This window comes from Verrucomicrobiota bacterium, from assembly GCA_019247695.1.
GTDB lineage: Bacteria > Verrucomicrobiota > Verrucomicrobiia > Chthoniobacterales > JAFAMB01 > JAFBAP01.
Genome location: JAFBAP010000050.1, coordinates 1 through 11,574, shown reverse-complemented (window position 1 = coordinate 11,574; position 11,574 = coordinate 1). Strand labels below are relative to the sequence as shown.

At 60.7% G+C, this 11,574-nt stretch carries 12 protein-coding genes; 7 read left to right on the top strand and 5 right to left on the bottom strand.

The annotated features are described in order from the left end of the window. Both glgP and JO015_05435 read right to left on the bottom strand, forming a co-directional pair. On the bottom strand, positions 1–1,334 hold a 1,334-nt coding region (glgP, locus tag JO015_05440; GenBank protein MBV9998541.1), incomplete at its 3' end, for a glycogen/starch/alpha-glucan family phosphorylase. Positions 1,335–1,343: 9 nt separating this feature from the next. After that, positions 1,344–2,429 carry a fructose-bisphosphate aldolase class I gene (locus JO015_05435; GenBank protein MBV9998540.1) on the bottom strand — a complete coding sequence of 362 codons (1,086 nt, stop codon included), beginning with the start codon at positions 2,427–2,429 and terminating at the stop codon, positions 1,344–1,346. 397 nt (positions 2,430–2,826) lie between these two features. Between JO015_05435 and JO015_05430 the strand changes: the two genes are divergently transcribed. Next, entirely contained in the window at positions 2,827–3,504 is a 678-nt protein-coding gene (locus tag JO015_05430) for an HAD family hydrolase (GenBank protein ID MBV9998539.1), read from the top strand. Between the two features lie 377 nt (positions 3,505–3,881). Here JO015_05430 and JO015_05425 read toward each other — a convergent pair whose 3' ends face one another. Then, on the bottom strand, positions 3,882–5,384 hold the full coding sequence (locus tag JO015_05425; GenBank protein MBV9998538.1) for a hypothetical protein: 1,503 nt from the start codon (positions 5,382–5,384) through the stop codon (positions 3,882–3,884). Between the two features lie 309 nt (positions 5,385–5,693). Beyond that, positions 5,694–5,984: a hypothetical protein gene (locus JO015_05420; GenBank protein ID MBV9998537.1), complete on the bottom strand. Its 291-nt coding sequence runs from the start codon at positions 5,982–5,984 to the stop codon at positions 5,694–5,696. A 213-nt stretch (positions 5,985–6,197) separates the two neighbouring features. Between JO015_05420 and JO015_05415 the strand changes: the two genes are divergently transcribed. The 6 genes from JO015_05415 (at position 6,198) to JO015_05390 (ending at position 9,749) form a co-directional block, all read left to right on the top strand. Continuing rightward, positions 6,198–6,656 carry a universal stress protein gene (locus JO015_05415; GenBank protein MBV9998536.1) on the top strand — a complete coding sequence of 153 codons (459 nt, stop codon included), beginning with the start codon at positions 6,198–6,200 and terminating at the stop codon, positions 6,654–6,656. Positions 6,657–6,873: 217 nt separating this feature from the next. Continuing rightward, the gene (locus tag JO015_05410) at positions 6,874–7,245 is read left to right on the top strand and encodes a PAS domain S-box protein (protein MBV9998535.1); all 372 of its coding nucleotides are present in this window, start codon (positions 6,874–6,876) and stop codon (positions 7,243–7,245) included. 31 nt (positions 7,246–7,276) lie between these two features. Next, a complete protein-coding gene (locus JO015_05405; GenBank protein MBV9998534.1) occupies positions 7,277–7,885 on the top strand; it encodes a serine/threonine-protein phosphatase in 609 nt (202 codons plus the stop codon). Beyond that, a complete protein-coding gene (locus JO015_05400) occupies positions 7,885–9,105 on the top strand; it encodes a bifunctional isocitrate dehydrogenase kinase/phosphatase (protein ID MBV9998533.1) in 1,221 nt (406 codons plus the stop codon). Before JO015_05405 ends, JO015_05400 begins: the two co-directional genes overlap by 1 nt. Next, entirely contained in the window at positions 9,106–9,567 is a 462-nt protein-coding gene (locus JO015_05395; protein MBV9998532.1) for a bifunctional isocitrate dehydrogenase kinase/phosphatase, read from the top strand. Beyond that, complete coding sequence (locus JO015_05390) at positions 9,489–9,749, top strand: bifunctional isocitrate dehydrogenase kinase/phosphatase (GenBank protein MBV9998531.1); 261 nt, start codon at positions 9,489–9,491, stop codon at positions 9,747–9,749. The genes JO015_05395 and JO015_05390 overlap by 79 nt, the downstream gene beginning before the upstream one ends. 245 nt (positions 9,750–9,994) lie before the next feature. On the opposite strand, the gene pckA is transcribed toward JO015_05390, so the two are convergent. After that, positions 9,995–11,563, bottom strand: coding sequence for a phosphoenolpyruvate carboxykinase (ATP) (pckA, locus tag JO015_05385; protein ID MBV9998530.1), 1,569 nt, complete (start codon positions 11,561–11,563; stop codon positions 9,995–9,997). Positions 11,564–11,574: the final 11 nt, after the last annotated feature.

The following is an 11,574-nucleotide window of genomic DNA, read 5'->3' as shown; positions in this document are numbered from 1 at the left end:
AGGTAGGCCATCCGGACGTAGCGCTCGCCGCCCTCGTCGATCAGGGACATTCGGGCGATCCGCGCCGGGTCATTGGGGTACTTCAGGCGCACCTCTTCCAGGAAACGGCGGTTGATCTCGTAAATGATCTCCAGGTGCCGGGGCAACAGGCTGCCAAACAGTTTGATGGGCCACTTTTCCAGGGCTTCCGGCAGCAGCGTGTGGTTGGTGTAAGCGAAGGTTTTACGGGTGATGTCCCAGGCCGTCTCCCAGCCCACTTGATGCTCGTCCACCAGCAACCGCATCAACTCGGCCACCCCGATGGAGGGGTGGGTATCGTTCAGTTGCACGGCAAAGGCTTCGTGGAAATGGGCCAGGCTCCCTCCCGCCTGCAGGTACATGCGGATCATGTCCTGCAGGGCACAGGAGACGAAGAAATATTGTTGCTCTAAACGCAATTGCTTGCCTTGAGCGGGCTCATCGTTCGGGTAGAGGACCTTGGTGATGTTCTCCGACACGACCTTGTCGTGGACCGCGCCGTAGTAATCCCCGACGTTAAACTCCTGAAAATCGAAGGATTCAGGCGCCTCGGCTTTCCACAGGCGCAGGGTGTTGGCGGTGTTGACCCGGTATCCGAGGATGGCCAGGTCGTACGGGATGCCCTTGACCACCTGGCCAGGAACCCAGCGCACCCGGTACCGCCCTTGACCGTCCGTGTAAGCTTCCGTATGGCCGCCGAAATTCACCTCGACGGTAGACTCCGGGCGCGGGAGTTCCCAAGGATCGCCCAGGCGCAGCCATTTATCTGCGAGTTCCACCTGCCAGCCGTCCCGCATCTCCTGGGTAAAGATGCCGAATTCGTAGCGGATGCCGTAGCCGACGGCGGGGATCTCCAGCGTGGACAGGGAGTCCAGGTAGCAGGCGGCCAGCCGGCCCAAGCCCCCGTTGCCCAGGCCGGGCTCGGGCTCTTGCTCGATCAATTCGTCCAGGTCCAGCCCCAGTGCCGCTACGGCCTGGCGCGCTTCATCAGAGATGCCCAGGTTGACCAGGCCGTTACCCAGGCGGGGTCCCAGCAGGAACTCCGCCGACAAATAACAGACGACCTTGGGTTCCTTTCGTTTAAGGCACGTTTCAATCGTGTTGATCCAGCGATGCAACTGGTGATCGCGTACGGTATAGGCCAGTGCCATGTAGAGATCGTTCTTCGTGGCGATCGCGCGAAACTTGCCTTGCGCAAAGAACAGGTTATGCGTGAAGCCGCGTTTGAGGGCTTCTACCGTGGGGCCGGTGCAACCGTCTGTGACGGCTCGATTCCGGCCTTCGGAATCTGCTGATGCAGGTGTGGATGGATGCATGGCCGTTCCCTAGTCTTGGCTGCTCAGGTGCGAGTGGGGGTTCTCAGGCCCAACCGGCGCCGGCCCGGTCTGTTCCATCTTGTCACTGTACTTGCCCTGCCGCGCCGCACTGTTGCACTTCGCTCGATAAAGTAAGGCCGCCTGCGCGACCTTTACCTTCGAATTCATTCCCTGCCAAAGGTGCAGGGCCGGTTGCTGGATCGCGCGAGCGTAGGAGAAGGTCAATGGCCAGGCAATCCGGGAGCCAAACTTGCTTTTCAGGGAATGCATCGCGTTTAAGTGTGCGGATGCCAATGCGCAGCCCTGTCCACCCGACAAGAACGCGATGCCGCACACGGCGGCCGGAACCGCCCTCAGCAGGCAACTCACCGTGGCCCCGGCGACTTCTTCAACGCCGGCTCGCGTGGGGCATTCTTTGCCGGGCATCACCATGCCGGGCTTCAGAATCATGAGCTCGAAACCCACCCGCTGAGCGTAAAGCTGGTTAAAGACGGTGCGCAGGACTTTTTCGGTCGTTTCAGCGCAACGCTCGAGGCTATGGTCACCGTCCATCAGCACCTCGGGCTCAACGATCGGAACCAGGCCGCCCTCCTGGCACAAAGCCGCGTAACGAGCCAGGGCGTGGGCATTCGCCGCGATGCAACCTTCGCTCGGCATGCCTTCACCGATCCTGATCACGGCCCGCCATTTGGCGAAACGCGCTCCCAGTTTGTAATACCCGACGAGCCGTTCCCGCAACCCATCCAGCCCTTCGGTGACCTTTTCCCCCGGATGGCCCGCCAGATCCTTGGCCCCGGTATCGACTTTGATTCCTGGGATGATGCCTGCGTTGGTCATCACCTCGATAAATGAAGTTCCGTCCTTGGTGCTTTGACGGATCGTTTCGTCGTATAAAATGGCGCCGCTGATAAAGCTCCCCAAACCGGGGGTTGTCAGGATCAGCTCCCGGTAGGCACGGCGATTTTCCTCGGTCGGGGCGATCCCAACTTCTTCAAAACGCTTGTTACAGGTGCGGTTGCTCTCGTCGATCGCCAGGAGGCCTTTGCCGGGGGCAACCAGGGCGTTGGCGATGGTAGCAAGTTCTTGTTTATCCATGATTTATAACCTTCTTTAACAACATCAACCACTCCGCCCAGCCGCAAGTAAGGAGATACCGGAGCGAGAGTGCTAGAAGCCTATCACGGGCCATGAGTTAGCTCTATACTCCCGACGAGCGCTTGTCGGTGCGCACATTGAACCGTCCAAACTCATTCGATCGAATCGAAAAAAACCACCCGTTTGGGTCGTAGTCCAACGACCGTAAAACGCATGAGATGATGCCTGCCATCAAAAAGCCCAAGCCAGTTCGCTTGGGCCGGAAAAGGAACCTATGAGAACGCTTCTGCCCTACGACAGAAAACGAATCCCTACATGCGGCGCCTGATCTGAGAAAGCTTGCTCACGGCGGTAGCCGTGTCCATGATATCAAACCGAAACGCGCCTGATACCCGCCATGCCTCGCATTCAGATGGTTTTCCTCTTTGACCTCGATGGCACGCTGGTAGACAGCGTTTACCTGCACGTGCTCGCCTGGAGGGAGGCCCTGGATCGCGAGGAAATCCATTTATCGGTCTGGCGCATCCACCGCAGAATCGGCATGAGCGGTGGATTGTTCACCAACATGCTGCTGAGAGAAACCGGTCTTGAAATCAGTCCGGAGCGCGTGGACCGGCTCCGCCGGCTGCACGCCGAGGCTTACACGCGCCATCGCCACGAGGTGAGGCCCCTGCCCGGCGCGCGCGAACTCCTCAATTACCTGACCGCGAGTGGAATCCCATGGGCGATTGCCACCAGTGGCCGAATGGAGACCGCCAGGCTGAATTTGGACGCGCTCGGCGTCGATCCTGCCGTCGTACCCGTCGTGACTCGCGACCAGGTTAAGCACGGCAAGCCCGATCCCGACCTGTTCCTGGAAGCGGCAGATCGTCTGGGCGTCGACATCCAGCACTCCGTCGTCGTTGGCGACTCCATCTGGGATATGCTCGCGGCCCGGCGCGCGCTGGCCCTCGGCGTCGGGCTGTTGTCCGGCGGGTACGGGCAGGAGGAACTCGAGCGCGCTGGCGCCGCACGGGTCTACGAAGGTCCGGCCCACCTATTGCGGCACGTCGATGAAGTTGGCGGCCGTCGCTGAATATTATTGATCACGTCTGCCATCTAGCCTTCGTCCTCAGCTAACCTCGGAAAAGGCGAACCTGCCTCACCGCTTTTGGCCAATGCTCTCCCTCTTTTGCAGCGGAGGCAATCTCGACGAACTGCGTGAAGCCGTCAATCGGGTGGAAGCCTACCGGGCGTCCAGCCCGGCCGGTCCTCAACCGTCAACTATGGGCGTTGGCACAAGATCGCGAGGTGCGGCGAGCGCGGAGCACACCTGCTGCTGCAGATACTAACCCGGGTACCTGATGAGGAGTGGGAGAACACTTTCCGGCGCTGGTAGCCTGCTTTCCGCCCTCAAGAGCAGGCCAAGAAAGTGGCCTGACCCCCCGGAATCTCCCGCTCTCGACCGCCACTTTACCTTCGCGAGAGCGCAAACCGGCCGTTCTGCCCGTAGCGCAGCCAGGGACCCGAGGGCACGCCAGCAAACTCGACAAACTTCCAGTCGCAGATGTCCCGGGTGGGGGCCAGCCCGAGGTAATCGCGCACCGCCGGTGAGACGTCCAGGCCCGCCCCTTGGTTCAGGTTGGGCCGCGGCCGCTCCTGACCGAACACGTACTGCCAGTGGTCGGTCCGGAACGGCCCGCAATCCTCCCATTGCGCGTAACAAACCCGGTTCCCGTGCCGGATGGCAATCCAGCGGTCTTTCAAGACCGATTGGCCATCCCGCACAAACGTCTCGCGGAACCAGGGGACCACCCATGCGGCCTCCCGCTTGGTGTGATGCCCGACCACGTCGTTATAAGGCAGCGCGACGTAGAAGGGGTTTTCGCGCGGCACAAAGTGAACCGGGATGAAATGGCGGCGAACGGCGGGGTCGGGGCTATCGTAACCGCCGTAGTTGTAGACCCAATACTTGTCCCAAGCGCTCCTGCAGTTGGTGACCGGGTTATTCCGTGAGGGGCGTTCGCCGATCCAAAAGATCGTCGTCACGATGCTCACCTTCCACCGGTAAGGGTCGTGCCGGTCACCTTGACGATTTCCTCCCGCAGCGCCGAGGGTGACACGATCCGGGAGGGAGCGGTCGGAGGGGCGAATGTCTGCCGGTTGTTCAACCTGCGGATTGCCGGCAGCGCGCGGGTCTTGTCCCGGAGGGTAGCCCTCAGCCGGTTCTTGAGACAGGTGGGTGCTTGCCACATAACCTCGGTAACCCTCCCAGTCGACCGGACTCCACCACGCGTCACCGTCCCAGACCTGGTCCTGATCGAACGCGGTAAGGTCAGTTGCGCTGGCCGGGATGTCCGTCAGGGCGACAAAGCGCGTGCCGGGCCCGGCCCGCAGTTTGAGGGTGTCGCCGCGCGCCACGTTGACCACAGAAGCGGCAACGAAATGTTCGGGGTGGGTTAGCTTCGTGCCATCGGGCCATTGGGCACTTTGCGTCTCATCCTGTCCTTCAGGGTGGGAGGGGCGAACGTCTGGCGGTTGTTGAACCTGCGGATTGCCACCGGCACGCAGGTCTTGTCCCGGAATGGGGCCCTCAGCCGGTTCTTGAGACAAGTGGGCCCTTGCCGCATAACCTCGGTACCCCTCCCAGTCGACCGGACACCACCACGCATCACCATCCCAGACCTGGTCCTGATCGAACGCGGTAAGGTCAGTTGCGCTGGCCGGGATACCCACCAGGACGGCAAAGCGCGTGCCGGGCCCGGCCCGCAGTTTGAGGGTGTCGTCGCGCACCACGTCGACCACAGAAGCGGTGACGAAATGTTCGGGGTGGGTTAACCTCACGCCATCGGGCCACAGCGAGTTCGGCCGGAAGTTTTCCTCGGAGTGCAGGGTTGTAATGGCGGAGGCGGCAATTATGAACGGCAGAGTAAAGTGCCGGATGGGTATACTGCTGAGGAACTGGAGAGAGTTCATGGGGGATTGGCCCTTCAGAACGACCCTCGTATCAGTAGGGAAAGTTCCTCCGGAGTGCAATTCCGAAAGAACTCACCCGATGGAATCCATATTATTCATACTTTTAGTAAATTTACTCGTTGCGACGTAACAGGCTTCGGCAAAAAACCGGCTCGCAGACGTTCTACCCCTTAACGGGGACTGTTAACAACCTTGGGGTGGCTGGAAAGGAGACCAGGAAAAACCGGAGGCTGAGGACGGTACCCTCGTTATGGACAAAAGGGGCCTACGGCTCTCCAGGCGCGACATCCCTCAATCGGCCACCAACGCTCACGTCACCGGCTGAGCGAACTCGGCCAAGCACCGGATTCTCCGATGCACGCCACCGAGCCAGCTCTCCCACGGTAAAATGCCGAGAGCAGGAGCGGGCATGAAATTTACGGTCCAAATCACGGTTAAATCAAAGGCGCCAGAATCGGAGGTGGTACGGGAAGTGGCGCGTTTCGAACGGTCGATAAGAACCTCGCCGTAAGACACTACGCCCAGTACGACTCCAAAAAAAAGCGCATGAAGCGTCACTTCGCGGATCAAGCCATCACTAACTTTATCCAGCGCGGTCACGCACCCTCATGGTGCGTAACTCCTGTCCTCTTAAGCGGGTTGATCCGCCGCGATCGCGTCGCCAACAAAAGGTTGAATCTCGGCAAGCCGTGGTGAGCATCCCACACTCGGCCGGCCTAAGTTGCTCGCCAGAGCAAGCCTCCAAAATGAACCCATGTATGCCCTAGAAGCCAAACCCGCGCCGCCCTGTGCCGTTACGATAGGGCAATCGTCGTGGCGGTTGACCTTTCATCGCATTCCGCGGCCACGGTCGGTTACGCGGCGCAATTTGCCCAGGCGTTCGGGGCCTCGCTCACCCTGGCGCACGTCTGCCCGCCGGAACCGGTCAACCCATTGATCGTCACCCCGGAAGTGTTCACCGCGCCCGAACGGCAGCGGGCAGCCGCGCAGGAGGCGGTGGCCGAGTTGGCGCAAAGCGTCCGGCTAACCTGCCCGCATTGTCAAGGGAGGGTCTTGACGGGCGAGCCGGCCGACCAAATCGCGCAGCTTGCCCGTGACCTCAACGCCGACTTAATCATCACGGCCGGCCATCACCCGGGCCGCCTCAGGCGGCTCTTTAACCTGGACCACGCCGTTCACATTCTGCACCGGGCCCCCTGTCCGGTGTTGGTATACTATGACAAAGAAGAATGGATTCAGCAGGAGTTCGAGGGCCGGTATGACGGCCAGTGACCTTCCTTTTTCGAGGTTGATTCGATGAACGGTGTTTCCTTCACCAAGCCGTTACTACCGTCCGATTTGGAAGGGTGGTAGAGCTAAGGCGCCACGCCGGGCGGTACGAACGATGAGCACCACAAACTCGCGCCGGGTGATCGAGGCGCAGAATCGCAATTAGCCGACTACCAGCGCCGGGCCGAGAAGCTTGCCTTGGAAAATAAAATGCTGCGCGGTGCTTGATTCCATGCCGGGCTACATCTCCATCAAAAATCTGCAAGGGCGTTATATTGACTATGCCGGGAAGCGGGTCTGGATGTCGGTCACAAAGATGCCCCTGCGCGATGACGCGGGCGAGCTGATTGGTTTGGTGTCCACCACGCGCGACATCACCGCGCGCAAGGCTGCCGAGGAGCAATTGGCCGCCTTATGCGGAGGCGCTGCGGGAGAAAAATGCCCAGTTGGAAGCGGACCTGGAGACGGCGCGCGAACTGCAGCACGCGCTGCTGCCGCAGCACTATCCTCGATTCCCCAGTTCGGCTTCCCTATGGGCGAGCGCGCTGCGCTTTCACCAATTCTTTCGTTCCTCCTCCGGGGTGGGCGGTGACTTTTTCGACGTCTTTCAGCTCTCTGACTCCATGGCGGGCATCTTCATTTGCGACGTGACGGGGCATGGCGTGTGCGCCGCGCTGGTGGCGGCCATCCTGCGTGCGCTCGTGGAGGAGTTGCGCGCCCGCGCGACTGAACCGGCCAAGTTGCTTCAAGCGCTCAACCGGGGCCTTGCTCACCTACTCAAACACAGCCGGCTGACGATGTTTGTGTCGGACTGCTACCTGCTGGCCGGCCGCACCCGAGGCCAACTGCATTACGCCAATGCAGGCCATCCGGCCCCGCTCTGCGTGCACCGGGCGCGGCGCAGCGCTGAGCGGCTCCCGTTTGGTGAATCGAAGCCCGACCCGGTGCTCGGAATCTTTGAGGATGCAGAATACCACAGCTGGTCCTGCGAACTGAGCGCTGGCGACACCTTGCTGCTCTTCACCGACGGGTTGCTCGAGGTCGAAGGCGCCGATGCGCAAGATTACGATCAGCCCCGGTTGCAGAGGGCCGTGAGTCAACGAGCCGGCCTTTGCGCGGACGAACTCTGCAAGCGGTTGGTCGACGAAGTGGAGCAATTCGCCGCGACAAAAGCCTTTGCCGATGATGTCTGCCTGATCGCGATGGAAATTGATCATTTAATGAAAGGCTGATGGATAACTTGCCTCAGGCTGCTCTCTCCCACCAATTTCGCCACGCGCCGATCGATGAGGCCGTTTCCGGCGGTCCACGAACCGCCAAAACGCTGACGGACATCCGCTTGGCGGCACTCTGCGCAGAGGCTGCGTACCGCGCCTTCCTCAATTTTCACGTGCAGTTCCGTGCCATTACCCGGCGAGCAAAAGAGAGATTCCTTGGCTGCGACTGGACCGGCACCTACGCGGACGCGAGGGAACGTCTCGGCCTCTACGGTCGCTTCCTTGAACGGTTGGTAGAGGTCTGCCAACTTAGGGGGGGCCGGCTCAAGGAGAGGCCACTCTGGGCCGCCTGCAAGGCAGTGTACTCCTCGCGGATTACCGACTGCCAAGCGTGGGAGATCGCCGAGACCTTCTTCAATTCTCTGACACGGCGCGTTTTCGCCACCGTGGGCGTTAACCAAGAGATCGAGTTTGTCGATACTGACTTCGATACACCACCCACCGTCGCGCTTGGCGCCCTACGATGCTGCTATCAGGATGCCCCCCTTCCTCCCCTGTTGGCGGCGATGCTTACCGACGCCGGTTTTGCCGCCGAACAATACGACGATCTGCCGGGGGCTACAGCCGCGGCCGCCGCTCGCCTGGAGGCTGCCCTGGGCGGTCCGGCAATGCGGATCGAGGCGGTGAAAAGCCGCTTTTTCCGCGGCAAGGGCGCTTACTTGATCGGCTGTGCATTTACCGCGCACGACGAATCCTGTCTTCCTTTCGGACTCGTCCTGCGGCACGGGGAAGCCGGGATCACCCTCGACGCCGTGCTGACGGGCAAGGACGATATCGCCATCCTCTTCAGCTTCACGCGATCATACTTCCGCGTGGACGTCGAGCGACCTTACGACTTGGTGCGTTTCCTAAAAACCCTGATGCCCCGCAAGCGCCTGGGCGAGCTTTACACCGCAACCGGTTACCACAAGCACGGCAAGACCGAATTCGACCGCGATTTCCTATACCACCTGCACCTCTCCGCGGACCGTTTCGAGACCGCCCAAGGCGTACGGGGCATGGTCATGCTGGTGTTCACCCTTCACGCCTATGACGTCGTGTTCAAAGTCATCAAGGACCGGTTCGATCCCCCGAAAACCTCGTCCAGAATGGAGGTCATGCGTAAGTACCGCTTCGTCTTCGAGCATGACCGCGCCGGACGGCTGGTGGAGGCCTATGGGTATGAACATTTGTGAATCGAACAAGGCCGCTTCCGGCCGGACCTGCTCCAAGAACTGCTGCGCAACGCGGGGAGCTCCGTGCCGATTGAGGATGGCCACGTCATCATCCGGCACGTTTACATGGAGCGCCGGGTGCGACCGCTAAATCTCTACCTCTCCGAAACCAGCGACGCCGCGGCGCGCGCGGCGGTTCGCGATTACGGCCAAACCATCCGCGATCTTGCCGCGACTAACATCTTCCCGGGCGACCTGTTCTTGAAGAATTTTGGTGTTACCCGCCACGGCCGCGTCGTTTTCTACGACTACGACGAACTCTGCTTGCTAACGGATTGTAACTTTCGGGAGTTACCGCCGCCTACCAGTTATGAAGAGGAGATCGCCCCGAGCCCTGGGTTTCCGTGCGCGAGGGCGATATCTTCCCCGAGGAATTCCCGCGCTTTCTTGGTTTACGGCCGGACCTTCGCGAAGAGTTGTTAAGCTCCCATGGCGACCTGTTCACGCCCGAGGCTTGGCGCCGCGTGCAGGCGGCCTTACGCGAGGGCGTTATTCTCGAGATCCTCCCCTATGAGGAAAGCAAGCGCTTGACGCGCCCCTACGGTGGGCCCTGCGGCAGCAACGGTTGCACCAACGACGACAAAAAACGCACCGACCGACCTTGAAACCTTTCATTTCGGCCAGAAATGCACTGAGGAACCGCCCGCCCGGGTAAAGCCGCTCATCCCGATAGTCATGTCATTCCCGATGAACCGTGCCGCTCCCTCCGCGCGGACGACCTTGCCGGACAGCGATTCAGGCGAATTCTACCACCATACGTCTCGGTCTCCTCTCATCGACAGATTCCGTGACAAGCTTGCCGGTAGCTGCTGCTACCCCAAGTCGCCACGGATTGTAACGGTTGGCGAAATTACGCAACGGGACCCGCGGCTTTTACGTCAGCACCGGCCCCCCCTTCGTAGGCGGCGAAGTGCTCACTGAATAAACCGGCGAGCTTCTTCGCCGTTGCCTCGTAGGCGGCTTTGTCCGACCAAGTATTTCGAGGAATAAGAATCTCGCTCGGGACGTTAGGGCATTCGGTCACTACCGCCAAGCCGAATACCGGATCGCGTTGGGTCTTGGCATGTGCGAGGTCACCGCCGTGGATGGCGTCAATAATCGCGCGAGTGTGCGCGAGCCTGAGCCGCTTGCCGGTGCCGTACGCGCCGCCGCTCCAACCCGTGTTCACCAGCCAAACGCGCGTGCCGTGTTTTTTCATCTTCGCGGCCAGAAGTTCCGCATACTTGTTGGGGTGCCAGACCAGGAATGGCCCGCCAAAACAGGGCGAGAAGGTCGCTGACGGCTCCTTCACACCCACTTCCGTACCGGCGACCTTCGCCGTGTAGCCGCTGACGAAGTGGTACATCGCCTGGGCCGGGGAGAGCGAGCTCACCGGCGGCAGCACCCCGAACGCGTCGCAGGTCAGGAAGATGATGTCCGCCGGGTGACCCGCGACGCACGGAATCTTCGCATTGTCGATGAATTCGATGGGATACGCCCCGCGGGTGTTTTCGGTGATGCTGACGTCCCGGTAGTCCACCAGACGGTCCTCATCCAGCACCACGTTTTCGAGCACTGCGCCGAAGCGGAGCGCCTGGAAAATATCGGGTTCGGTCTCGGGCGTGAGATTGATCGCTTTCGCGTAGCAGCCCCCTTCGATGTTGAAGATGCCTTCGTCACTCCAGCAATGCTCGTCATCACCGATGAGCAGGCGCTTGGGGTCGGCCGAGAGGGTGGTTTTGCCGGTCCCGCTAAGGCCGAACAAAAGCGAGGAACGACCCGTTTCCTTGTCTGCGGTTGCGGAGCAGTGCATCGAGAGCACGCCGCGTTTGGGGGCGAGGTAATTCATCATGGTGAACACGCCTTTCTTCATCTCACCGGCGTACTCAGTGCCAAGGATGACGAGTTCCTTGTCTTCGAGGCTCAGGTCGACGCTGGTTTTGGAGCCCATGCCCGCGGTGAGGCGGTTTGCCGGGAAAGTGCCGGCGTTGTAGATGACGAAGTCGGGCGCGCCGAAGTTTTCCACTTCCTCCTTGGTGGGCCGGATGAGCATGGTGTGGATGAAGAGGGCGTGATAGGGTCGCGAGCAGATAACCCGGACCTTGATTCGGTAGTTCGGATCCCAGCCGGCAAAGCCGTCGAAGCAGTAGAGGCGTTCGCGGGTGTTGAGGTAGTCGCGGGCGCGCTCGCGGTTGATGGCGAATGCGTGTGGATCGAGCGGGATGTTAACCGGGCCCCACCAGACCTCATTTTCCGAGGGGTTTTGTTTGACGACGCGTTTGTCCTTGGGCGAACGTCCGGTCTTGGTGCCGGAGTAGGCTACGAGCGCGCCGTTCTGGGCGATGTGGGCATCTTTCTCGTAGCGGATGGCGTGCTCGTAGAGAACACTGGCCGAGGGGTTGTGATGGACTTCGCTTACGGTGAGTTCGTATTGGTTCAGGTTAGATGAGA

Coding starts and splice junctions, on each gene's coding strand:
- JO015_05425 (MBV9998538.1), bottom strand. CDS start 5,384: ATGAACTCTCTCCAGTTCCTCAGCAGTATACCCATCCGGCACTTTACT.
- JO015_05405 (MBV9998534.1), top strand. CDS start 7,277: ATGGCGGGCATCTTCATTTGCGACGTGACGGGGCATGGCGTGTGCGCC.
- JO015_05435 (MBV9998540.1), bottom strand. CDS start 2,429: ATGGATAAACAAGAACTTGCTACCATCGCCAACGCCCTGGTTGCCCCC.
- JO015_05430 (MBV9998539.1), top strand. CDS start 2,827: ATGCCTCGCATTCAGATGGTTTTCCTCTTTGACCTCGATGGCACGCTG.
- JO015_05400 (MBV9998533.1), top strand. CDS start 7,885: ATGGATAACTTGCCTCAGGCTGCTCTCTCCCACCAATTTCGCCACGCG.